Origin of the sequence: Pseudomonas sp. KB_12 (assembly GCF_052114545.1) — a bacterium.
GTDB lineage: Bacteria > Pseudomonadota > Gammaproteobacteria > Pseudomonadales > Pseudomonadaceae > Aquipseudomonas > Aquipseudomonas brassicacearum.
Genome location: NZ_JBFREY010000007.1, coordinates 83,035 through 104,301, shown reverse-complemented (window position 1 = coordinate 104,301; position 21,267 = coordinate 83,035). Strand labels below are relative to the sequence as shown.

Sequence of the window (21,267 nt, the reverse complement as noted above, 5' to 3'; positions counted from 1 at the left end):
TGCAATCAGCTACCCAAACGCTTGCTATCGACTTAACTAGCGGAGTTTCTATGAAGATAGCCCGCTCTTTTTGCCATCGATTTGCTGCTTGAATGCTTCAAGTGCGCAAACAATCAGTGGGCGGATCATTGGATCATTTGCGATGGTCTCCGCACTCAATTCCGTGGAAAGCAAATTTACGGATATTGATGCTTCCTCCACGATACAAGCCGACATTGTTTCCAGAACCAGCCGCAGTGCCGCCTGCGCGTGCGAAGCCCGAGGTGAAGCGTTGAAAAGCGCAACGGGTTTGCCTGGGAACTCCTCAGAGCTAACGAGCCAGTCCAGCATATTCTTGAATGAGCCGGGAATTCCGCGAGCATACTCAGGGCAAGAGATCAGAACGCCGTCCGCGTGGGCGATACTGGAGCGTAAGCTCATGATGGATTCAGGAGGAGTTTGCGTGAAGTCCGGGTTGAAATGAGGTAACTGGCCAACCTCGTGATAATGCGTTATCGACAGCCCTTTGGGACAGAGAACCTCAGCTGCACGCAATAGCAATGAGTTGGAGGAGGCCTCGCGAAGACTCCCTGAAACTGCAAGCAAACGCACCATGTCAACACGCTCCCTGATTTTGTAGGGCGGGGAGTGTCGCATGAGGGCCACTTACTGCACCATCATTGGCCCTACCAGCAGAGTCACCAGGTTTCGCAGGGATGACCAGATGGCTTTCCAGACGCTTATGGGAAAAAGAGCCAGATTTATTTTTATGGTCAGCCGTTTGGGCCTGCCCCTTTTCCTTCACGCTTCAATGAAGAACCCTACGACTCTCCCCAATCCTGATCCTGTCGAGCGCCCTGTTTAAAGCATCCAAGGCATCGAGCAAGGCTTTCGCCTCAGCCTCCCGACCATCGCCCCAGAGGCGTTCGGCCATTTTGTTCAGTGCCTGGATGGAGCGCTCAATGTCAGCAGCAGTCGCGGCTTTGCTTTCCTGATGTTTCTTTGGCATTGATTAAACCTCCCTCGGGGCGTAGCTCATCGGCTTCAGGAAAAACTGGGGACAAGCCACAGTTTTGAGCTCACTTACAATCAGCCTGCCCCCTCGATCCTCTCCGCCCTCGCCTCATCCACTCGCATCATAGAAGTGGTTCAGCACCATCAGCTCAAACACCGCCACCAGCGCGCAGAACGCGATGAAACCGGGGCTGAAGACCCGCTTGGGCTTGGATGGGCCGTCGCCCAACCAGGTCGCGTCGGAGTAAAAGGAAAACACTACGAGAAATACCAACAACGCATAGGTCCACGCCTTGCTCCAGACTCCCTGTGTTTTCCATTGAGTCATCCGCGCTCTTCCGCAACCCTCTTTATTCGTAGACTCATGACGCCGGTTAGCCAGGATCGCATTACTTGGCTTTTGCGCTCTTGATGTCACTGATGATTTTCTGGGAAATAGCCTGGACCTGCTCTTTGGTCATAGCCGACATGACACCTTCCCAAGCCGACGAGGACGTGTCATAGGTGCGAGTTCCAATCAGGCGACCCGATTTCAAGTCCGAGTAGTCTGCACTGGAATTGACCCACGCATTTCCCACCATGACCCCGGCTCCGTAGCGTGCGCCTGGAGTCAGGTAACGGAAATTGGTTACGTTGATCTTGATACCGACACCGTCCTTGCCCTCGAGGCTTGATGCCTGAGCCTCTTTAAGGCTGTAGCCGGCGCGAGTTGCTTCGACTTGCAGGGCGTCATTCCACTCTTGCTTCAAGCGAGGCCAGTCCTCGTTTTGTTGAACCTTGCTGTTGCCTTGAAAGTTTACGATCAGGTTCTGCTTGGCTGACTCCTGAATGACGAGCGTTTCAGTCCCGCCGCTTTTTACAGAGGCAGCGCATCCGCTCAACATCAAAACAGCTACAGCGCAGGACAGCGCAATCGAAAGCTTGGATGTGTTCATTGAATTTCCATATCCACAAAATAGGTTGAGAGAGGAGTTAAATATCCCGCCGAGCCAGATGGGCCCACATGCTGGACGCGCAGAATTTAGCACCATTACTTCGCTGCTACGAGCCAAGGACGGGCCAGCAAAGACTGGGACAGACCAGGTGCGTGCATTAATCTGGCGGCCTCAGAATCGGGATTTGTCACTTCTTATCGGCGCGAAACCAGCCCTTACACAGGCGCCTATGGGCAGGTAACAGCCTTTCGAGACTGCTTCTTGGTCCACAGCAGACGACCATTGATTCTTCCCTCAGACCATGACTCGGTAACCAGAGCGCAATTGCCGCTTAGGTTCTCCACAAACGTCCTTGGATAACCTTCAGGCTCATCTCCACCCAGACGCATCCAATTTGGATCTGGCGAGGTCGCTGATTGATAAGGCATGCAGGCTGCCAGTGTGACCAGCGAGAGCGCCAAAACTACCTTTTTCATTTAAGTCCCAATCAATTAACGAGTATCTGGGCAAAACGCGGAGTGTAGATTGACTGGATGTTTTCCCAACGCGAGCTACGACGGGGACTTGCTGCAAGTGCCGCTATGGAACCCACCTCAATCGGCGGAAACCAGAAAGCTGGGGACGGACCGCGATTTGAGTTCACGTGTAATCGGACCGCCTCATAATCGTGGTCTGCCTGCGTTTTCCTTGCACTCGCTGCCCACAAGACCATTGTCGCGATTGACGATGAGGAGATAGAGACAGACTCCGATTTGAACTTATGAGCACTTTCCAGCCCACTGTAACGCCACCCTAGCGATGCTCGCTCCCTGCGGGCTCGGCTCGTGAAGAAGGCACGGAAACGACGGCAAGGGTTTAAATTGGACCAGGCCATATCCAAGCGCGCCTGCACCATCTCATTCTTCGCCTGAACGATCTGCCCTGCCAAACTTAGCGCCCTCCTTTTGAACTCCCTGTGAAGCGCCTGCTCCTCGGTCTCTTTTCCCAGTGGCTTAACCTTCATCTCGGAAAATGTGAAAAGCGTTTTGTCGCTGAGCACACAAAACGTGCCGCGACATTTTTGTATTTCACCCTGAAAGACAAAATCGACCGAAATGAACGCACGTTCGTCCATGTCTATGTAATACAGCGGCTCACCCAAGAGGTTTCGAACTTTTCCGTCCTGGTGAATCCGGCCAAAGGGCGCCCCATCGCTGCCCCGGCCTTTGAAGACCAGGTAGCGGCCGTTCGTGTAGTTGTACGGCATTAACGGTCCTCATTCCGAATAGACATCGGAACACATGGTTTGGCCATTCGCTGTTCCCATCCGTGGCCCTTTCACGCAACGCTATCAGGTCAGGATTACCGATGCTCAATTTATCCTGGCGACTGCTCGCCGAACTGCTGGCGCGCCCGGCAATTGCCACCCGGGTCATCGAGCGTGCCCAGCGCCCGCCCTGTGAGGGGACTACGCGGGCGCTGGGGACAGACCACGATCCTTTTCAACCACACGAATCATCGGCACTTTTCCAGCTTGAGATGGGGGGGATGGCATGGTCAAATAACTGATAGCCTTTTGACATGGATATTTCAGTTGAAGCAGTACCGCGGACCCATCCTCTTTTTTTCAGCAATGATCTCACTCTTTGTGCTGCTTCAACTCTGGCATGCACGGTCTGCTTCGGAAGACAAAAAGGAAGAGCGAGAACGCCAGCTTAAAGGGATCGCGCTCATCATGAATGCACAGTCCCCGAAGATGATCGATGACGCTCGCCTTGATTCGGTAACCTATAAGGACGAGATCATGCGTATTTCCTACACGCTTACAAAAGTCTCGAAAGATGAAATCGATTCCGACGCATTTACGAAGGACAAAAAGGCCCTTGCGGCCTCTGTATCCTGCGATGAAAAAGGTCTAGGACAGTTCGTGAAGTCGGGGCTCTTGATCAAATACGCAATCAATGACTCAAGCAGTGCTCCGATCACTGACTTTCAGATAGACAAGTCCGATTGTCTTTGAAGGTCAGCCCTGAATAAGCCCGCCTCTCTCGCGGGCTTTTTTATGCGTGCCGTACCCGCCCTCTCGACGTTTCCGCGCAGTCCGTAACAAGCCCTCGAATACATCCCACTGATTCCTTTTTGCTGCTACGCAAAGACTGGGGAGAGACCACGGTTTTGAGTTCACTCATCATCAGATCGTGGTCTGTCCTCGTTTCCCCCCAGCACCCCGGCTTGAGAATACGGGGGGACGACCAGAATCAGCATCTTGACTTCCAGTATCCAACTGGATACGGCCCACTCATAAATAGCTCATCCAGCAAACGCAGACGTTCACTGCTTGGCATTCATCGGTCCGTGATCTGCGAGCAAAAATCGCTATCGCCCGCCGCATTGATCGCGCCGCAGCACCTGGGCGATGTGAAACCTGTCGGTGATGGTATTTCAGAGTTGCGTGTGGATGTAGGCGCTGGCTACCGGGTCTATTTCACCATGCGCGGTGGAGTGGTCATCGTGCTACTGGCGGGTGGTGACAAGTCTTCACAGAGTGCTGATATCCGGCGAGCGAAGAAATTGGCAAAGGAGATTTGAACATGAGCCAACACCTGACGACATTTGACATGGCGGCACTACTCGATAGCGACGAAGCCATCAGTGAATACCTTTCCCAAGTGCTGGCTGATGGTGATAGCGAGGAGTTTCTCCGAGCGATCGGCTATGTCGCCAAGGCCCGAGGCATGGCGCAAATCGCTAAGGACTCTGGCATGGGGCGAGAAAGCTTGTACAAGGCGTTCGCACCCGGATCAAAGCCGAGATTTGATACCGTACTCAAGGTCATTCATGCGCTAGGCATTGATCTTCATGCGCAGCCTGGGCATGCAGCTAATCATTCACCTGCCTGACGAACGTAGACACCGGGGGGACAAACCACGATCTTGGGTTAATTTGTAATCGGACCGTCTCATAACAGTAGTCCGTCCCCCGTTATCCTTTTATGAAACGGGCGGCTTATAAGTCGCCCGTCTTCATTATTCCGCCGCCTGCGCCCGCAATCGTCGCCCGATCACATCCATGACATCACAACCATCACGTAACGATGTGGTCAGCAATTTACAAAAATCAGTCAGCACCACCGTGTCCGAGCTGATGTCCGAGCGAAACGCGATATTTTCCAAGACTTGGGTCACCGTGCGGATGCGGTAATCGGCGGTTTCGAAAAGGACGTCCAGAGGCGCTTCGGTGTCGATGAGCAGGGTCGCGGGGATGCAGTCTATGCCAGTGATGGGCATGTATCGGGTCATGAGCAGTACCTTCATTCAATTGATAAGGACTACCACTCAAACGTCGCCAAACGAATGGGGTGGCAGCTGTGCTCGGGTTGGCGAACCGGGAATGAAAGCGAACCGGCAGACTCGAAAGTCTCCCGCACACAGCTGCCATAAAGCAGTCCGCAACTGCAAAAAAGCCCCGCAGTGTAGCAGGAGCTTCTGCGTTTCATTCAATCGAGTCGCCAAACCCGAATCGCCATCTGGGCGACAGAGAGACAATAAGTTGCCCTTCCAGATGCTGCAATGCGCTGGTTTCCGAGGTTTGTGTAGGAATTTGCGTCAATGCCGCTCGCGGCGCGAGTTTGAGCCCTCATAAGCCGTAGCGGAGGGACAGACGCAAAAAATAAACTTGCCCCTTTTTCACAAAGATGGATCCAATATGAAAACAGTGATATCAAAAGGGTGTGGCAATACGCCACTTAACTAAATGGTGTGGAAATGGTCTGGAAAAGTGATGACAACAAGAAGTACCGCGGCAAGATTGACCAGATCTACGTTTCTCTCACCGAATCATGGGAGGTCGAGTACTACATCGATCATTACTTAAAAACCCGTGGTCGCAGCTTGTCCGACGAAAACCGTAGCAAAGTGGCCCACAAGCTGGAGGGTTCCCCTGGACGCGCACCGCACATGCGCTCCGACCTCAACGCTTGGCTGGATAAAGAATGGGGGTTGAAAGCCCAATAATAAAAAGCCCGGATCTTTTGATCCGGGCTTTTTCCATCAGTCCTCTACACGCGCAGGAATGACAGGATGGGATAAATATCGATGGACCGATTGGTGGCTGTCAATACCTGATCACTCGGCGGCATCAGAAATCATCAGCTCCTCGAAATCGAAGATCTCACCAGCGATGCAAAGTGCCTCGTTCACCAAGCTATCCAGGAGAAAAGGGGGACGGATTTATTTTCTAGCCGGCAGCTAGTTGATCCAAGCGAGCTCTTTCGATGGAAGCTCACGGCGCAGCGAAGCAAAAAAGATCTGTCCCCTTTTTCCACTTTTTCCGGTCACGGTATCCGAAAGGTGACGTGGAAGTTGAAGCTGACCTACCGGCGCTAGACACGGTGTAGGCTTGGATGATTAAGCGAGGAGCTGCTGCTTCAGGTTCTGCGCACTCACGTCATGGTTCTGGACGTAGACCTCTGCTACCCAGCCTTTCGTAATGTTGCGGTATTGGCAGCTGCCCATAGTGTAGCCGTCCGACCAGATCAGTTGGTCGCCCAGCTCGACGTCGTGCGAAGAAAGCATTTCAATGATCGTATAACCACATTGCTCTTCAACCCAGACGCCGACCATTCCTCGTCTCAAATTTATAGCGCGAACAACGCCCTGTGTTTGCATTATGTACTCTCCATGACTCACCTCCATGCCGGTCACCCGTAATACCCCATCCCAGACCAAATTGCCACAATCGGTCATGGAGGGGGTGCATGACTGGAGAAAACTATGGAATATCTCGCCAGAATCAACCCGCAGTACTTCGGAGAAAAGGGGAAAAGGGGACAGATTTATTTTCTATCCGTGTCCCGTAGATTTGATTATCTTCCGATGTGACGCTTCGTGTTCAGCACTTGAAAAGTACATTGCACCGGGTACACCACCCTTCAGCTGCGCTCCGGTTCATTGGAAAACGGAGGAGAGGATGACTTGTATCGGCAACCGTCAAAACCAGTGAGAATCCTATGAATCTACGCCGAATCTCGTCGGCTGGAACGCTCATGCCCGCCCCATCGACTATTTGAAGAACCCCGCCCGACACCCTGCTGTCAATCCGTTGCCACTCACACTGCCAGCCTGTTACCCACGTGAAGTCTCGAATTTGATAGTCGCCGGTGGCGCTTTGGCATTGAGCGAGTTTCTTGTTGGAGAGGTCAAAGGCAAGAAATATGGGGCTTGGATAGCCGAGCAGCTGAGTATCGTCGAGGCTCAGACCTTCTTTTAGGTTGATGGATGCTACAAGTGCTTTTGCTCGTCGCTTGCGCCGTATCAAGTGCCATATGGCGAGGCAAAAAATAGAAACAGAAGCCAGGAAGAGCTGACGTCCTTCGGCTGAAAGCTTATCGGGCCAAAACGCTATCATGCCCCACAAGAGTCCTATCGTCGTAAGCCCCGATAACCAGGCGGCGGGGATCACTACACTGTTAGCGAGGCTAGCTCCGAGCGTCCTCAAACAGCTTGTCATAACTGCATCCAATATCATTCATAGAAGAACTCGTAGGTTATCACTCACAGAGCGCTGACTTATGGGAAAAGGGGAGGGATTTATTTTCTAGTCGGCTGTTGATCCAAGCGAATCCATTCGACGAAAGCTCTCAGCGCAAAAAATAAATCTACCCCTTTTTTCGTCCTTTTTTCCCTTCTCATTCGACTTGACCAGCACACGAGGTAGTGAGCACCAGCAGAGAACGGCCAGAAGTGGTCACCTGAAATGCCCCGACCTTCACATCGCCTTGGAAGAGATCGCATGTGCCAACCCAAAACGTGCCTTGAGCAAACGCGGCTAGGCGCGTTCACGTCGCTATAGTCGACTCTATCGCCGACCGTACTTCCAGGAGCCTTTCCCAGTGTCTGACATGTCGACCAACTTCGCTTACACAAAACGCTTCAACGCCGTCCTCGCCTACATTGATGAGAATCTCGAAGGTGATCTGTCGGTGAATACGTTGAGCCATGTGGCGAACTTTTCGGCATTTCACTTCCATCGACAATTCACCGCGTTCGTAGGCGTGCCTGTTTCACGTTATGTGCAACTGATGCGATTACGACGCGCGGCGCATCGCCTGGCCGCCGTCGCTGATTACTCGGTACTGGAGGCCGCACTCGGTGCCGGCTTCGAAAGTCCGGAAGCATTTAGCAGGGCGTTCAGGCGGGCGTTCGGTATGACGCCGAGTGCGTTCAGGAAGGAGCCGAACTGGCAGGTCTGGAATGCGGTGTTCGCAATCCCTCATTTTTCCAGGACTATCATCATGCAGATACGAATCGTGCAATTCCCTGAAGTCAGGGTCGCAGCATTTGAACACTGCGGGCCTGCCGGGCTCGTCAACGAGAGCGTGCGCAAGTTCATCGAATGGCGTAAGCAGAGCGGACAGTCGCCGGTGGCGTCGAGTCGCAGCTTTGGCATTCCCTATGGCAACCCCGATACGACACCTGCACAGGCATTCCGCTTCGCAATCTGCGGCGAGATTCACGAGGCCGTGGCGCCGAATGAGTTCGGCGTGCGCGAAATCGTCATTCCCGGCGGTCGCTGCGTCGTGGTACGACATGTGGGGTCACCGGATCACATCGGCGAAACGATCTATCCGATTTACCGCGATTGGCTTCCTGCCAGTGGAGAGGAACTTCGTGACCAGCCGCTGTTCTTCCATTACCTGAGTATCTATCCCGAGACACCGCAGGATCAATGGCAAACTGATGTGTATGTTCCGCTGCAATAGCGGGGCAAGCAGTTTTCGATACTGAACTGACGTCGGATGGAAAAGGGGACGGATTTATTTTCTAGCCGGCAGCTAGTTAACCCAAGCGAATCCATTCGATGGAAGCCCTCAGGGCAGCAAAAAATAAATCTGTCCCCCTTCCCTGAAGTCTCCTACGTGAGGACTGAATGGTCGGACGAAGCATGGCATCGGAGCGGTGAGCGTTGCCTGGCTTCTATCCTTGCCTTAGCTGTCTTTATCACCTCAACTGCTTGAACATCCAGCATGGACAAAAATCCAGTACCGAGTAAACCTAACAAGTAGTAGCGTTAAGCCTCTATTCGCCCATTCGGGAAAATGGCTACGGAGCTAGGAAATGGAATTTATAGAACGCTTGAACGCAATGTCGGCGAAGGTGAATCAGTTAGCATCAACAATCCAAACTGAGGAAGCAACTAAGACCGCTTTTGTAATGCCATTCATTCACACAGTGCTTGGCTATGACGTTTTCGACCCATCCGAAGTCGTGCCCGAATACATATGTGACATTGGTACAAAAAAAGGCGAAAAAATTGATTATGCCATCCTAAAGAATGGCCAGATTCAGATTCTTATTGAAACTAAAAAAATTGGCGAGTCGTTGAACATAAATCACGCGAGCCAGTTGTTCAGGTACTTCCATGTCACTACCGCCAGAATATCAATCCTAACTAACGGCAGATTCTACAGATTCTTCACCGATTTAGACGCCCCCAATAAAATGGATGAAAAACCATTTCTGGAGATAGACCTTTTAGATATCGACGAACACGTGATACCAGAACTGCAAAAGCTCACAAAATCAGCATTTGATGTTGAATCAATCATTAACGCTGCAGGTGAATTAAAGTACGTAGGACAGATAAAACGGGAAATGGCCTCTCAGTTCACCCGGCCCGACGATGATTTTGTGCGCTTCTTTGCTTCTCGGGTTTATGAAGGTGTGATCACTCAAAAAGTAAGAGAGCAGTTCGCGCTTCTTACCAAAAAAGCCGCATCTCAGTTCCTAAACGATCAAATTAACGATCGCTTGAAATCCGCGATCAGCGGCGTTCCGCTACCGACTCCAGCTGAACGGGTTGTATCCGAGAGCCAGCCCGACACAAATGATACGCCAGAGGATAGAGTCCTTACTACGATGGAAGAATTAGAGGGCTTCCATATCATAAAGGCGATAGTGCGCACAGTAATCGACTCGAAACGAATCGCACACCGAGACACCCAGAGCTACTTTGGAATCTTATTGGACGATAACAATCGAAAGCCAATCGCAAGGCTCCACTTCAATAGAACCCAAAAATATCTAGGCGTATTTGACAAAGACAAAAATGAAACTCGTCACCCTATAAACTCACTCGATGAAATCTATGAGTTTTCGGACTCCTTAAAGGAGACGATCACCTTTTATCATGGGCAGGCTTGAAATACCGAATTCCAGTCCTTTGCCTAAAAACCCAAGGACTGGAATATGCGAGCCTCACCGAGGATTGTTTTAGGACCAGAATAATAACCGTGGTCTGTCCCCGTTCTCCCTTTATCCGCCGCAACGCAAAAGCCCCGATCCAAGTCGGGGCTTTCTCGTTTCTGCTAGACGCAAAACCCCCTCGACGGCGGGCTGTGCTTATTAGTTTTTGCAAAGCACCTGCGGAGCCGCAGCATGCGTCAGCTTTTGTGGGACCACAATGGAAGTGCCAGGCACCGCGCTCAACTCGAGAACCGCCAACATGCAAATTAGCGCTGGCTCGCCATCTTCGCTTGGTCTGCTATCCACCCCTACCACCGCTTCGTAGTCTTTCCCTGGTTCCAGCTTGTAAACGAACGCCTGGCCACCACAGGTCCGGTAAGAGCTGCCGTTGCCCGCAATGGTCGCGCCCTGGGTCGCAATCTGGAATGGCAAATCCGTCCTGACGCGATACTCGGTTACGACCTCTTTGTAAGCCCCTTCCCCCATCCGAATTGCAGGGATGTACTGGATAAGACTGGGCCAAACTCTTTTCGGTATGCCAATGCTCGCCGACTTCAGGGGATACTGCGGATAGTTGATGCTCGCTGTACCGTCCTGCCCGAAACGTCCGGCTTCAGCCATCTTATGCCGGGTAGCAGGAGCACAACTGCCAACGACGCTATCTCCGTACACATCAGAGTTCGTGATAAGGCGAACACGCGCCACTCCCTCTGATTGAGCAGGCTCTTCGTATGGAACTGAAGGTATTCCAGAGCAACCAGCAAGTGCTAAAGCAAGAAAAGTTACGGAAGTGACAACCCGCATGACCATGTCCTTATGTGTACGCCAACAAAAAAGGGCCCACCTTTCGGTGAGCCCTTCTAGACCGCCCAGCAGAGCGGATTTTGTTTGGTAGGCGCGATTGGACTCGAACCAACGACCCCCACCATGTCAAGGTGGTGCTCTAACCAACTGAGCTACGTGCCTGCTGTGAGGCGGCATTCTACGGAATTCCGGAGGGGTGTCAACACCTTTTTTTCACCTAACCCTATGAATATGCAAAATATTTAATTTCGCCGATGCGACGAAGATTTGGCGGTGGCTGGCGGCCGATTTTTATCTCGGGTAGGATCGCTGCATTCGTAAAAAATATAAAACAGAGGTTGCAGAATGGCGAACACATCCTATCCAGCGTCCTATTACGCCGCATCGGCCAACCCGGTTCCTCCGCGCCCTGCCCTGCAGGATGACGTCGAGACGGATGTTTGCGTGATCGGCGCTGGTTACACCGGCCTGTCCTCTGCGCTGTTTTTGCTGGAGAACGGTTTCAAAGTCACCGTGCTTGAGGCCGCCAAAGTCGGCTTTGGGGCTTCGGGTCGTAACGGCGGGCAGATCGTTAACAGTTATAGCCGCGATATTGATGTGATCGAACGCAGCGTTGGCCCTCAACAGGCGCAGTTGCTGGGCAACATGGCGTTCGAGGGCGGACGGATCATTCGTGAGCGGGTGGCGAAGTATCAGATTGAGTGTGATTTGAAGGACGGTGGTGTATTCGCCGCCCTCACCGCTAAACAGATGGGCCACCTGGAGTCGCAGAAGCGTTTATGGGAGCGTTTCGGGCATACCCAGCTGGAGTTGCTGGATCAGCGGCGCATTCGCGAGGTGGTGGCTTGCGATGAGTATGTGGGCGGCATGCTCGATATGAGCGGTGGGCATATTCATCCGCTCAACCTGGCGCTGGGCGAAGCGGCGGCTGTGGAGTCGCTGGGCGGGGTGATTTATGAACAGTCGCCAGCGGTGCGCATCGAGCGTGGCGCGAGCCCGGTTGTGCATACGCCACAGGGCAAGGTCAGGGCCAAGTTCATTATCGTGGCGGGCAATGCTTACCTGGGCAATCTGGTGCCGGAGCTGGCGGCCAAGTCGATGCCTTGCGGTACGCAGGTAATCGCCACCGAGCCGCTGAGCGATGAGTTGGCGCATAGCCTGCTGCCTCAGGATTATTGCGTCGAAGACTGCAACTACCTGCTCGATTACTACCGGCTGACGGGCGACAAGCGCCTGATCTTCGGTGGCGGCGTGGTGTATGGCGCGAGGGATCCGGCGAACATCGAGGCGATCATTCGGCCGAAGATGCTCAAGGCCTTCCCGCAGCTCAAGGATGTGAAGATTGATTACGCCTGGACCGGAAATTTCCTGCTGACGCTGTCGCGTCTTCCGCAGGTCGGGCGGCTCGGGGATAACATTTATTATTCCCAGGGCTGCAGCGGCCATGGCGTGACGTATACGCACCTGGCGGGCAAGGTCCTGGCTGAGGCGCTGCGTGGTCAGGCTGAGCGTTTTGATGCGTTTGCGGACCTGCCCCACTACCCTTTCCCTGGCGGTCAGTTGTTGCGTACGCCGTTTGCGGCGCTGGGGGCTTGGTATTACGGGTTGCGGGATAAATTGGGGTTCTGAAGCCGCCAACAACAAGGGCTGCTTCGCAGCCCAGCGGGAGCAAGCTCCCTCGCCACGGGCTTGTTCCAATCTTTCAAATCCCGAAAACAAAAAACCCCGGTCTTTCGACCAGGGTCTTTGCTATCGACTAGAAGTAGCTTTGCAGCTTTCTTCTTAGCTTCAAGGCGTTCAGTGGGCCTCGAAGCAGATATGGCGCAGCGGACGGGACTCGAACCCGCGACCCCCGGCGTGACAGGCCGGTATTCTAACCGACTGAACTACCGCTGCGTATCGCTATGGACTTGCGTCCAGTTAACTCGTCTGATCCAAACCCTTGGGCTTGAATCTCGAACCAGGCGAACCTGCTTCGGAAAATATGGCGCAGCGGACGGGACTCGAACCCGCGACCCCCGGCGTGACAGGCCGGTATTCTAACCGACTGAACTACCGCTGCGCGTCGGTGGAGGCTTTTGACAGCTTCCGTCTTGCTTTCGCAAAACTCTCGTAAAACATGGTGGGTGATGACGGGATCGAACCGCCGACATTCTGCTTGTAAGGCAGACGCTCTCCCAGCTGAGCTAATCACCCTTTGCTTCGTTGAGGCCGCGAAATTTACGCAGGTACCGAAGCTAAGTCAATAGCAGGGTTGAAGTTTTTTCAAAACAGTTTCAAACGGCACCCGCAACTGCACTTACGTATAAATCATTTTCTTGGTCATGCCGCCGTCCACCACGAACTCCTGACCCGTGACAAAACCGGCATTGCGCGACAACAGCCACGCCACCATCGCCGCCACGTCCTCTACCGTGCCTACCCTGCCCGCTGGATGCTGGGCGTGATCGGCGTCGGTCAGCGGCTCTGCGCGACGCTGAGAGGGATCACGCGCGTCGATCCAGCCAGGGCTGACGGCGTTGACCCGGATCTCCGGCCCGAGACTGATTGCCAGGGCATGAGTGAGAGCCAGCAAGCCGCCCTTGCTCGCCGCATAGGCTTCGGTGTCGGGTTCCGATTGCGCGGCGCGGGTCGAGGCCAGATTGACGATGGCGCCGTTGTGAGCGCGCAGATACGGCGCGCAGTGCTTGGCCAGCAGCATCGGCCCACCCAGGTTCACCGCCAGGACCCGATTCCAATAAGCCAGGTCCAGGCTTTCCAGGGTGATGTTGTGCGGATCAGCAATGGCCGCGTTGCACACCAGCGCGTCGAGCCGCCCGAACTGCCCGAGCACCTCGGCGATACCAGTGGCGACCTGCGCCTCGTCCGCCACGTCCATGGCGATGAACCAGGCATTGTCGCCCAGGGTCTTCGCCACCTTGGAACCGCGCTCGCGGTCCAGGTCGGTCAGCACCACCTGCCAGCCTTCACAGATCAACCAGGCAGCGATGCCCAGGCCGATGCCCCGTGCGGCGCCCGTAACCAGTGCAACCCGGCCATGAGTGCCGCTCGGCGGCGTAGCCAGCTCGATCACAAGGCCGCCAACCCGCGGGCCAGGTCGGCTTGCAGATCGGCCACGTCTTCCAAACCGACCGCAACGCGGATCAGGCTGTCACGAATACCCGCCGATTCACGTTCCTGGGGCGACAGGCGACCGTGGGACGTGGTGCTCGGGTGGGTGATGGTGGTCTTGCTGTCACCCAGGTTGGCGGTGATGGAAATCAACCGGGTCGCGTCGATGAAGCGCCAGGCGCCCTCCTTGCCCCCCTTGACCTCGAAGCTCACCACCGCGCCGAAACCGCGCTGCTGACGCAAGGCCAGGTCATGTTGCGGATGGCTCTTGAGGCCGGCGTAATGCACTTTCTCGATGCCGTCCTGCTGCTCCAGCCACTCGGCCAGGGCCTGGGCGTTGGCGCAATGGGCTTTCATGCGCAGGCCGAGGGTTTCCAGGCCCTTGAGGAAGATCCAGGCGTTGAACGGGCTGAGGGTCGGGCCTGCAGTGCGCAAAAAGCCCACTACTTCCTTCATCTGCTCGCTACGACCGGCCACCACGCCACCCATGCAACGGCCCTGGCCGTCGATGAACTTGGTCGCCGAATGCACCACCACGTCCGCACCCAACTTCAGCGGTTGTTGCAGCGCCGGGGTACAGAAGCAGTTATCGACCACCAGCATGGCGCCCTTGGCGTGGGCGATTTCCGCCAGCGCGGCGATGTCCACCAGCTCGGCCAGAGGGTTGGAAGGCGACTCGACGAACAGCAGCTTGGTATTGGCCTTGATTGCCGCATCCCAAGCGGACAGATCCGCCAGGGGCACGTAATCGACTTCCACGCCAAAGCGCTTGAAGTACTTTTCGAACAGGCTGATGGTCGAGCCGAAGACGCTGCGCGACACCAGCACGTGGTCGCCAGCGCTGCACAGGCTCATCACCACGGCCATGATCGCAGCCATGCCGGTGGCAGTGGCCACGGCTTGCTCGGCGCCTTCCAGGGCGGCAATGCGCTCCTCGAAGGCCCGCACGGTCGGGTTGGTGTAGCGCGAGTAAACGTTGCCCGGCACTTCGCCAGCAAACCGTGCGGCTGCATCGGCAGCGGTGCGGAACACGTAGCTGGAGGTGAAGAACATCGGATCGCCATGTTCGGCTTCCGGTGTACGGTGCTGACCCGCGCGAACCGCCAGGGTATCGAACGCTACGCCTTCAAGGTCGCTGTCCAGCCGACCGGCATCCCAATCCTGACTCATGCTGTCACTCCTGAAATCGGTTTAAACGCAAACCGGCCCCTCAGGGCCGGTTGGTTAATCAGTTGTTGTACAGATCGATGATCGCACTGACCGCCTGAGTCTTGGCCTTGGACGCATCGTTACGTGCGTTCTCGATCTTGTTCAGGTAGGCCTCGTCGATGTCGCCGGTGACGTACTTGCCGTCGAATACCGCGCAATCGAAGTGCTCGATCTTGATCTTGCCGCCACCGACCGCTTCGATCAGGTCCGGCAGGTCCTGGTAGATCAACCAGTCGGCGCCGATCAGGTCGGCCACGTCCTGGGTGGTACGGTTATGAGCGATCAGCTCATGGGCACTCGGCATGTCGATGCCGTAGACGTTAGGGTAGCGCACGGCCGGGGCCGCAGAGCAGAAATACACGTTCTTGGCGCCGGCTTCACGGGCCATCTGGATGATCTGCTTGCACGTGGTGCCACGCACGATGGAGTCGTCCACCAGCATCACGTTCTTGCCACGGAATTCCAGTTCGATGGCGTTGAGCTTCTGGCGTACGGATTTTTTCCGTGCTGCCTGGCCCGGCATGATGAAGGTCCGGCCAATGTAGCGGTTCTTCACGAAGCCTTCGCGGAACTTGACGCCCAGGTGGTTCGCCAGCTCCAGGGCCGCGGTGCGGCTGGTGTCCGGGATCGGGATAACCACGTCGATGTCATGGTCCGGACGCTCGCGCAGGATCTTGTCGGCCAGTTTTTCACCCATGCGCAGGCGGGCCTTGTAGACCGAGACGCCGTCGATGATCGAGTCCGGACGCGCCAGGTAGACGTGTTCGAAGATGCACGGGGTCAAGGACGGGTTGGTCGCGCACTGACGGGTGTGCAGCTTGCCGTCTTCAGTGATGTAGACCGCTTCGCCCGGAGCCAGGTCGCGAATCAGGGTGAAGCCCAGCACGTCCAGGGACACGCTTTCGGAGGCGATCATGTATTCGACGCCTTCGTCGGTGTGGCGCTGGCCGAACACGATCGGGCGGATACCGTGGGGATCGCGGAAGCCGACGATGCCGTAGCCGGTGATCATCGCCACCACCGCATAGCCACCGACGCAACGGTTGTGCACGTCGGTCACGGCGGCGAACACGTCTTCTTCGGTAGGCTGCAGCTTGCCGCGCTGGGCCAGCTCATGAGCGAAGACGTTGAGCATCACTTCCGAGTCGGAATTGGTGTTGACGTGGCGCAAGTCAGATTCGTAGATCTCCTTGGCCAGTTGCTCGACGTTGGTCAGGTTGCCGTTGTGCGCCAAGGTGATGCCGTACGGCGAGTTGACGTAGAACGGCTGGGCTTCAGCCGACGTCGAGCTGCCCGCGGTCGGGTAGCGCACGTGGCCGATACCCATGTGACCGACCAGGCGCTGCATATGGCGCTGGTGGAACACATCACGCACCAGGCCGTTGTCCTTGCGCAGGAATAACCGGCCGTCATGGCTGGTCACGATACCGGCAGCGTCCTGGCCGCGGTGCTGGAGCACGGTTAGCGCGTCATACAGCGCCTGATTGACGTTCGACTTACCGACGATACCGACGATGCCACACATGCGACGCAACCCCTACTTAATGGATCTGAACTGAACACACTTACTGCGGCGTTTTGGCCATCGGCAAGAGGTGTTCCTTGAACGGTATTTCAGCGGGTACGCTGATACCGCTGGCAAGCCACTGACTGCTCCAACCCAGGATCAGGTTTTTGGACCAGTCTGCGACCAATAAAAATTGAGGCACGAGCCGGGACTCCTGCCACCACGTATCCTGCTGTACCGGCCCCAGGCTCAAGAGCCCGACGGCCACGACCACCAGCAACGCGCCACGCGCCGCGCCAAAGGCCATGCCCAGGAACCGGTCCGTCCCGGAAAGCCCGGTGACGCGAATCAGTTCGCCGATCAGATAATTGATCATTGCGCCAACCAGCAAGGTGGCGATAAACAAGATGGCACAGCCCGCGATCACGCGAGCCGACGGAGTTTCGATGTATCCGGCGAGGTACTGGGACAGCGAACCACCAAACATCCAGGCCACGACTCCCGCGATGATCCAGGTCAGCAGCGAGAGGGCTTCCTTGACGAAGCCGCGGCTCAGACTGATCAATGCGGAGATGGCGACGATCGCAACGATCGCCCAGTCAACCCAGGTAAATGGCACGGTGCAGCCTACAGACGGATAAGGCGGCGCATTTTAGCAGAGCGCAGGGCTGTCGGTAAGCTGCACGATTCAAATCAGCTAAATCGCTGTCAACCGCGCTCTGGCTGGAAGCGCACCACAAAACCCTTGAGGTTCTGCTGGCGGCCGAGCAGATCACGCAGGCGGTCGGCTTCGGCACGCTCGATCAGCGGCCCGACAAACACCCGATTCTTGCCATCAGCAGAACGGATGTAGGCGTTGTAGCCCTGGCTGCGCAGGGTTTTCTGCAAGTTCTCGGCACTTTCGCGACTGGTCAGGCTGGCCAGTTGCACCGACCAGCTGACCGACAGGCCATTGGCATCCACACGACTCTGGGTCGTGTCCGGCTTGGTGGGCGCCGCAGTGATCGGCTGGCTCGGGGCCGGCTTGATAGCTGGTGTTGCTGGAACAGGCACCGGCGCGACAGTCGGTTTGCTTGGCGCGGCGGGGGCAGGCGTGGCAGGTGCAGGTGCAGGTGCAATCGGCGTAGAAGGCACCGCAGGCTGCTCAGCCAATTCCTCGTCGCTTGGCACAGGTTCCTGAGGCAACGTCTGGGGCTCGGGCACCACCACTGGCTCGACTTGCACAGGCGGCACCGAAGGCGCCTGGGGCGCGGCCGGCGCGTCGACCGTGACCTGGCGTTGCTCGTCCTGACGGGAAAACAGCATTGGCAGGAAAATCACCGCCAGGGCCACCAACACCAGGGCCCCGACCATGCGCTGCTTGTACGCCTTATCCAGCAATGCCATCTGCAGCCTCCTCCGTGGAGCGCCGGGCCAACCATTGAAGGGCCTCGGCAACACAAAAAAATGATCCGAACAGCAGGATTTCATCATCGGCCGTCGCCAGGGCGCACTGCCCTTCCAACGCGGCGGCCACGCTAGCGTAGGCTTGCACTGAAGCGCCATGGCGCTGCAAGGCTTCCTGCAGCTCAGCCGCGGTACGCGAGCGCGGCGAATCCAGTGGCGTCACCGCCCAATGCTGGACACTAGCACCCAACGCCTCGACAACGCCATCCAGATCCTTGTCGGACAGCAGCCCGAACACCGCCAGGCGCCGCCCCACCACGGGCCGCCGTGCCAGGCGCTCGGCCAGGTACTGCGCCGCGTGAGGGTTATGGCCGACATCCAGCAACAGGTTCAGGCGCTTGCCTTGCCAATTGAACTGACGACGATCGAGGCGCCCGACCACACGGGTCGCCTGCAGCGCCTGGACGATTTGCCCGGCATCCCATGGCAAGCCCAGCAACAGGTAGGCCTGCAGCGCCAGCGCGGCGTTTTCCATCGGCAGATCCAGCAAGGGCAGATCGTGCAACTCCACCGGACTGCCCTGCAGGTCGCTGCCGCGCCATTGCCAATGCTGCTCGGTCATCGCCAGGTCGAAATCCCGACCGCGTAGAAAGAACGGGCAGCTCAATTCGCGAACCTTGTCCAGCAACGGCTGGGGGGGATTGAGATCGCCGCAAAGCGCAGGCGCGCCCTGGCGAAAGATGCCGGCCTTCTCGAAGGCCACGGATTCGCGGGTATCGCCCAGGTAATCGGCATGGTCCACGCCAATGCTGGTGACCAGGGCAATGTTTGCGTCCACCAGGTTGACCGTATCCAGCCGTCCGCCCAGGCCCACTTCCAGCACGACCGCATCGAGACCGGCACGGGCAAACAACCAGAACGCCGCCAGGGTGCCCATCTCGAAATAAGTGAGGGTTGTATCGCCTCGCCCGGCTTCCACCGCGGCAAAGGCTTCACACAGCTGGGCGTCAGTGGCTTCGACGCCGTTCACTTGCACCCGCTCGTTGTAGCGCAGCAGGTGCGGCGAGCTGTAGACACCGACGCTCAGCCCCTGGGCTCGTAGCAGCGAAGCCACGAAGGCGCAGGTCGAACCCTTGCCGTTGGTGCCGGTGACGGTGATGACCCGGGGCGCCGGCTTGGCCAGTCCCATGCGGGACGCTACCGTTTGCGAGCGCTCCAACCCCATGTCGATGGCCGATGGATGCAACTGCTCGAGGTAGGCAAGCCAGTCGCCCAGGGTGCGTTGGGTCATAGCCCGGCAGGCACTGGCGGAACCACGATCGGCTCGATCGGTGCGGCGACGAATTTCGGCGTCGGCAGACCCATCAGTTGTGCCAGCAGGTTGCCCAGGCGCGGACGCAGCTCCTGACGATGGATGATCATGTCGATGGCGCCGTGCTCCAGCAGGAACTCACTGCGCTGGAAGCCTTCCGGCAGTTTTTCACGCACGGTCTGCTCGATCACGCGCGGGCCGGCAAAGCCGATCAAGGCTTTCGGCTCGCCGACGATCACGTCGCCCAGCATCGCCAGACTGGCGGAAACACCGCCGTAGACCGGGTCGGTCAGCACCGAGATGAACGGAATGCCTTCTTCGCGCAGACGCGCCAGCACCGCGGAGGTCTTGGCCATTTGCATCAGGGAGATCAGCGCTTCCTGCATCCGCGCACCGCCGGAAGCGGCGAAGCAGATCATCGGGCAACGGTTTTCCAGAGCGTAGTTGGCGGCACGAACGAAGCGCTCACCGACGATGGCGCCCATGGAACCGCCCATGAAGGAGAATTCAAAGGCCGAGACCACCACCGGCATGCCCAGCAGGGTGCCAGTCATGGATATCAGCGCGTCTTTTTCGCCGGTCTGCTTCTGGGCAGCGGTCAGGCGGTCCTTGTATTTCTTGCCGTCGCGGAATTTCAGGCGATCCACTGGCTCCAGGTCGGCACCCAGCTCAACACGGCCTTCGGCATCGAGGAAAATGTCGATACGGGCACGCGCGCCGATGCGCATGTGGTGGTTGCACTTGGGGCAAACGTCCAGGGTCTTTTCCAGCTCGGGACGGTACAGCACCGCTTCGCAGGATGGACATTTGTGCCACAGACCTTCAGGCACCGAGCTTTTCTTCACCTCGGAACGCATGATCGAAGGGATCAGTTTGTCTACCAACCAGTTGCTCATGCTTTCTTTCTCCAGTACCGGCGGCCCGAACGCTTTGGTTCGCGGCCCCGCGTATGCCCTTGAGCTAAATTCATTGTGCGGCGAGTCGAGGGGCCGCCACGGTCAGTGCAAGACATGACCTGCGTGCAACCCAACCTTCCTCAGCCATCCCGGCAACCGCACGGCGGCTACCACTTCGCTATCGGCCCACCCGGAGGCGGCGCCTGCCTGTTTTGTACAGTGCTGGTATGGACGGCGGCAGTCTGCCAGCCGTCACATTGACGACTGGCTACTGCGCACAGCGGCCATGAATGCACGAATCTTTGCAGGGTCCTTGATGCCCTTGCTCTGCTCCACGCCTCCGCTCACGTCCACCGCGTAAGGGCGAACCTGGCGAATGGCCTGGGCCACGTTGTCCACAGTCAGGCCACCGGCCAGGATAATCGGTTTGTCCAAGCCTTGGGGCACCAGCGACCAATCGAACGCTTCGCCGGTCCCTCCGGGAACGCCTTCCACATAGGTGTCCAGCAAAATGCCGCTGGCACTGGCGAACGCTGCGCAACTGGCGGCAATGTCATCCCCGGCCTTGACCCGCAACGCCTTGATGTACGGACGATGCCAGCCTTCGCAATCGGCTTGGGCCTCGTCGCCATGGAACTGCAACAAGCCCAGCGGCACCGCATCGAGTATTTCGCCCAACTCGCAACGACTGGCATTGACGAACAGGCCCACGGACGTCACGAACGGCGGCAAGGCCTCGATGATCGCCCTCGCCTGCTGCACCGTCACCGCGCGCGGGCTCTTGGCGTAGAACACCAGCCCGATGGCATCGGCCCCGGCCTCGACCGCCGCCAACGCGTCCTCGACGCGGGTGATCCCGCAAATCTTGCTGCGAACGACCGGCATGGTGGGT

Annotated in this window: 22 protein-coding genes, 4 tRNA genes and 1 pseudogene; 7 read left to right on the top strand and 20 right to left on the bottom strand. The window is 56.8% G+C overall.

Going from position 1 to position 21,267, the window contains the following annotated elements; translation table 11 throughout:
• Positions 1 to 48: 48 nt before the first annotated feature.
• From AB4Z20_RS07180 to AB4Z20_RS07160, 5 genes are all read right to left on the bottom strand, one after another.
• Positions 49 to 594: an NADPH-dependent FMN reductase gene (locus AB4Z20_RS07180; RefSeq protein WP_442089614.1), complete on the bottom strand. Its 546-nt coding sequence runs from the start codon at positions 592 to 594 to the stop codon at positions 49 to 51.
• Positions 595 to 787: 193 nt separating this feature from the next.
• Positions 788 to 988, bottom strand: a complete 201-nt coding sequence (locus AB4Z20_RS07175) for a hypothetical protein (RefSeq protein ID WP_007895617.1) — start codon at positions 986 to 988, stop codon at positions 788 to 790.
• A 114-nt stretch (positions 989 to 1,102) separates the two neighbouring features.
• The gene (locus AB4Z20_RS07170) at positions 1,103 to 1,321 is read right to left on the bottom strand and encodes a hypothetical protein (RefSeq protein WP_253476493.1); all 219 of its coding nucleotides are present in this window, start codon (positions 1,319 to 1,321) and stop codon (positions 1,103 to 1,105) included.
• 61 nt (positions 1,322 to 1,382) lie between these two features.
• Complete coding sequence (locus AB4Z20_RS07165) at positions 1,383 to 1,928, bottom strand: hypothetical protein (protein ID WP_442089613.1); 546 nt, start codon at positions 1,926 to 1,928, stop codon at positions 1,383 to 1,385.
• A 487-nt stretch (positions 1,929 to 2,415) separates the two neighbouring features.
• The gene (locus AB4Z20_RS07160) at positions 2,416 to 3,174 is read right to left on the bottom strand and encodes a hypothetical protein (RefSeq protein WP_442089612.1); all 759 of its coding nucleotides are present in this window, start codon (positions 3,172 to 3,174) and stop codon (positions 2,416 to 2,418) included.
• A 327-nt stretch (positions 3,175 to 3,501) separates the two neighbouring features.
• On the opposite strand from AB4Z20_RS07160, the gene AB4Z20_RS07155 reads away from it, so the two are divergent.
• From AB4Z20_RS07155 to AB4Z20_RS07145, 3 genes and pseudogenes are all read left to right on the top strand, one after another.
• Positions 3,502 to 3,927 carry a hypothetical protein gene (locus AB4Z20_RS07155; RefSeq protein WP_258688851.1) on the top strand — a complete coding sequence of 142 codons (426 nt, stop codon included), beginning with the start codon at positions 3,502 to 3,504 and terminating at the stop codon, positions 3,925 to 3,927.
• 292 nt (positions 3,928 to 4,219) lie between these two features.
• Positions 4,220 to 4,496 (top strand): annotated as a pseudogene (locus AB4Z20_RS07150) (type II toxin-antitoxin system RelE/ParE family toxin).
• A gap of 2 nt (positions 4,497 to 4,498) precedes the next feature.
• The gene (locus AB4Z20_RS07145; RefSeq protein ID WP_038858737.1) at positions 4,499 to 4,807 is read left to right on the top strand and encodes an addiction module antidote protein; all 309 of its coding nucleotides are present in this window, start codon (positions 4,499 to 4,501) and stop codon (positions 4,805 to 4,807) included.
• Positions 4,808 to 4,933: 126 nt separating this feature from the next.
• On the opposite strand, the gene AB4Z20_RS07140 is transcribed toward AB4Z20_RS07145, so the two are convergent.
• Positions 4,934 to 5,206 (bottom strand): hypothetical protein, encoded by a 273-nt coding sequence (locus AB4Z20_RS07140; RefSeq protein ID WP_003203821.1) that lies wholly within the window; start codon positions 5,204 to 5,206, stop codon positions 4,934 to 4,936.
• A 465-nt stretch (positions 5,207 to 5,671) separates the two neighbouring features.
• Between AB4Z20_RS07140 and AB4Z20_RS07135 the strand changes: the two genes are divergently transcribed.
• Positions 5,672 to 5,920 (top strand): hypothetical protein, encoded by a 249-nt coding sequence (locus AB4Z20_RS07135; protein WP_442089611.1) that lies wholly within the window; start codon positions 5,672 to 5,674, stop codon positions 5,918 to 5,920.
• 393 nt (positions 5,921 to 6,313) lie between these two features.
• On the opposite strand, the gene AB4Z20_RS07130 is transcribed toward AB4Z20_RS07135, so the two are convergent.
• Positions 6,314 to 6,574, bottom strand: coding sequence for a hypothetical protein (locus tag AB4Z20_RS07130; protein WP_258636046.1), 261 nt, complete (start codon positions 6,572 to 6,574; stop codon positions 6,314 to 6,316).
• A 1,223-nt stretch (positions 6,575 to 7,797) separates the two neighbouring features.
• Between AB4Z20_RS07130 and AB4Z20_RS07125 the strand changes: the two genes are divergently transcribed.
• A complete protein-coding gene (locus AB4Z20_RS07125) occupies positions 7,798 to 8,667 on the top strand; it encodes an AraC family transcriptional regulator (protein ID WP_442089610.1) in 870 nt (289 codons plus the stop codon).
• A gap of 355 nt (positions 8,668 to 9,022) precedes the next feature.
• Positions 9,023 to 10,108, top strand: coding sequence for a type I restriction endonuclease (locus AB4Z20_RS07120; RefSeq protein ID WP_214510579.1), 1,086 nt, complete (start codon positions 9,023 to 9,025; stop codon positions 10,106 to 10,108).
• Positions 10,109 to 10,309: 201 nt separating this feature from the next.
• On the opposite strand, the gene AB4Z20_RS07115 is transcribed toward AB4Z20_RS07120, so the two are convergent.
• Together AB4Z20_RS07115 and AB4Z20_RS07110 are read right to left on the bottom strand one after the other, a co-directional pair.
• Entirely contained in the window at positions 10,310 to 10,954 is a 645-nt protein-coding gene (locus tag AB4Z20_RS07115) for a hypothetical protein (protein WP_442089609.1), read from the bottom strand.
• 85 nt (positions 10,955 to 11,039) lie between these two features.
• Positions 11,040 to 11,116 (bottom strand) — tRNA-Val (locus tag AB4Z20_RS07110).
• Positions 11,117 to 11,299: 183 nt separating this feature from the next.
• Here AB4Z20_RS07110 and AB4Z20_RS07105 point away from each other — a divergent pair.
• Positions 11,300 to 12,583 (top strand): NAD(P)/FAD-dependent oxidoreductase, encoded by a 1,284-nt coding sequence (locus tag AB4Z20_RS07105; RefSeq protein WP_442089608.1) that lies wholly within the window; start codon positions 11,300 to 11,302, stop codon positions 12,581 to 12,583.
• Between the two features lie 190 nt (positions 12,584 to 12,773).
• Here AB4Z20_RS07105 and AB4Z20_RS07100 read toward each other — a convergent pair.
• The 11 genes from AB4Z20_RS07100 to AB4Z20_RS07050 all read right to left on the bottom strand — a co-directional run bounded on the left by AB4Z20_RS07100 (position 12,774) and on the right by AB4Z20_RS07050 (position 21,260).
• Positions 12,774 to 12,850: transfer RNA gene (locus AB4Z20_RS07100), tRNA-Asp, on the bottom strand.
• 89 nt (positions 12,851 to 12,939) lie between these two features.
• Positions 12,940 to 13,016: transfer RNA gene (locus AB4Z20_RS07095), tRNA-Asp, on the bottom strand.
• Between the two features lie 58 nt (positions 13,017 to 13,074).
• Positions 13,075 to 13,150 (bottom strand) — tRNA-Val (locus AB4Z20_RS07090).
• A gap of 103 nt (positions 13,151 to 13,253) precedes the next feature.
• Complete coding sequence (locus AB4Z20_RS07085) at positions 13,254 to 14,027, bottom strand: SDR family oxidoreductase (RefSeq protein ID WP_214510515.1); 774 nt, start codon at positions 14,025 to 14,027, stop codon at positions 13,254 to 13,256.
• The gene (locus AB4Z20_RS07080) at positions 14,024 to 15,235 is read right to left on the bottom strand and encodes an O-succinylhomoserine sulfhydrylase (RefSeq protein ID WP_214510514.1); all 1,212 of its coding nucleotides are present in this window, start codon (positions 15,233 to 15,235) and stop codon (positions 14,024 to 14,026) included. Before AB4Z20_RS07080 ends, AB4Z20_RS07085 begins: the two co-directional genes overlap by 4 nt.
• Before the next feature lie 58 nt (positions 15,236 to 15,293).
• The gene (gene purF / locus AB4Z20_RS07075) at positions 15,294 to 16,799 is read right to left on the bottom strand and encodes an amidophosphoribosyltransferase (RefSeq protein ID WP_003203840.1); all 1,506 of its coding nucleotides are present in this window, start codon (positions 16,797 to 16,799) and stop codon (positions 15,294 to 15,296) included.
• Positions 16,800 to 16,839: 40 nt separating this feature from the next.
• On the bottom strand, positions 16,840 to 17,400 hold the full coding sequence (locus AB4Z20_RS07070; RefSeq protein ID WP_003179770.1) for a CvpA family protein: 561 nt from the start codon (positions 17,398 to 17,400) through the stop codon (positions 16,840 to 16,842).
• Positions 17,401 to 17,489: 89 nt separating this feature from the next.
• On the bottom strand, positions 17,490 to 18,167 hold the full coding sequence (locus AB4Z20_RS07065) for an SPOR domain-containing protein (protein WP_442089607.1): 678 nt from the start codon (positions 18,165 to 18,167) through the stop codon (positions 17,490 to 17,492).
• Entirely contained in the window at positions 18,151 to 19,458 is a 1,308-nt protein-coding gene (gene folC, locus AB4Z20_RS07060; RefSeq protein WP_442089606.1) for a bifunctional tetrahydrofolate synthase/dihydrofolate synthase, read from the bottom strand. Before folC ends, AB4Z20_RS07065 begins: the two co-directional genes overlap by 17 nt.
• On the bottom strand, positions 19,455 to 20,375 hold the full coding sequence (gene accD / locus AB4Z20_RS07055; RefSeq protein ID WP_018610823.1) for an acetyl-CoA carboxylase, carboxyltransferase subunit beta: 921 nt from the start codon (positions 20,373 to 20,375) through the stop codon (positions 19,455 to 19,457). Before accD ends, folC begins: the two co-directional genes overlap by 4 nt.
• A 252-nt stretch (positions 20,376 to 20,627) precedes the next feature.
• Positions 20,628 to 21,260 (bottom strand): phosphoribosylanthranilate isomerase, encoded by a 633-nt coding sequence (locus tag AB4Z20_RS07050; protein WP_442089605.1) that lies wholly within the window; start codon positions 21,258 to 21,260, stop codon positions 20,628 to 20,630.
• Positions 21,261 to 21,267 lie beyond the last annotated feature (7 nt).

Bases quoted from the DNA above. Each gene is read 5' to 3' on its own strand.
- accD (WP_018610823.1), bottom strand. From the start codon at position 20,375: ATGAGCAACTGGTTGGTAGACAAACTGATCCCTTCGATCATGCGTTCC.
- folC (WP_442089606.1), bottom strand. From the start codon at position 19,458: ATGACCCAACGCACCCTGGGCGACTGGCTTGCCTACCTCGAGCAGTTG.
- AB4Z20_RS07145 (WP_038858737.1), top strand. From the start codon at position 4,499: ATGAGCCAACACCTGACGACATTTGACATGGCGGCACTACTCGATAGC.
- AB4Z20_RS07135 (WP_442089611.1), top strand. From the start codon at position 5,672: ATGGTCTGGAAAAGTGATGACAACAAGAAGTACCGCGGCAAGATTGAC.
- AB4Z20_RS07080 (WP_214510514.1), bottom strand. From the start codon at position 15,235: ATGAGTCAGGATTGGGATGCCGGTCGGCTGGACAGCGACCTTGAAGGC.
- AB4Z20_RS07105 (WP_442089608.1), top strand. From the start codon at position 11,300: ATGGCGAACACATCCTATCCAGCGTCCTATTACGCCGCATCGGCCAAC.
- AB4Z20_RS07175 (WP_007895617.1), bottom strand. From the start codon at position 988: ATGCCAAAGAAACATCAGGAAAGCAAAGCCGCGACTGCTGCTGACATT.
- AB4Z20_RS07120 (WP_214510579.1), top strand. From the start codon at position 9,023: ATGGAATTTATAGAACGCTTGAACGCAATGTCGGCGAAGGTGAATCAG.
- AB4Z20_RS07065 (WP_442089607.1), bottom strand. From the start codon at position 18,167: ATGGCATTGCTGGATAAGGCGTACAAGCAGCGCATGGTCGGGGCCCTG.
- AB4Z20_RS07180 (WP_442089614.1), bottom strand. From the start codon at position 594: ATGGTGCGTTTGCTTGCAGTTTCAGGGAGTCTTCGCGAGGCCTCCTCC.
- AB4Z20_RS07160 (WP_442089612.1), bottom strand. From the start codon at position 3,174: ATGCCGTACAACTACACGAACGGCCGCTACCTGGTCTTCAAAGGCCGG.
- AB4Z20_RS07170 (WP_253476493.1), bottom strand. From the start codon at position 1,321: ATGACTCAATGGAAAACACAGGGAGTCTGGAGCAAGGCGTGGACCTAT.
- AB4Z20_RS07130 (WP_258636046.1), bottom strand. From the start codon at position 6,574: ATGCAAACACAGGGCGTTGTTCGCGCTATAAATTTGAGACGAGGAATG.
- AB4Z20_RS07050 (WP_442089605.1), bottom strand. From the start codon at position 21,260: ATGCCGGTCGTTCGCAGCAAGATTTGCGGGATCACCCGCGTCGAGGAC.
- AB4Z20_RS07115 (WP_442089609.1), bottom strand. From the start codon at position 10,954: ATGCGGGTTGTCACTTCCGTAACTTTTCTTGCTTTAGCACTTGCTGGT.
- AB4Z20_RS07165 (WP_442089613.1), bottom strand. From the start codon at position 1,928: ATGAACACATCCAAGCTTTCGATTGCGCTGTCCTGCGCTGTAGCTGTT.
- AB4Z20_RS07140 (WP_003203821.1), bottom strand. From the start codon at position 5,206: ATGACCCGATACATGCCCATCACTGGCATAGACTGCATCCCCGCGACC.
- purF (WP_003203840.1), bottom strand. From the start codon at position 16,799: ATGTGTGGCATCGTCGGTATCGTCGGTAAGTCGAACGTCAATCAGGCG.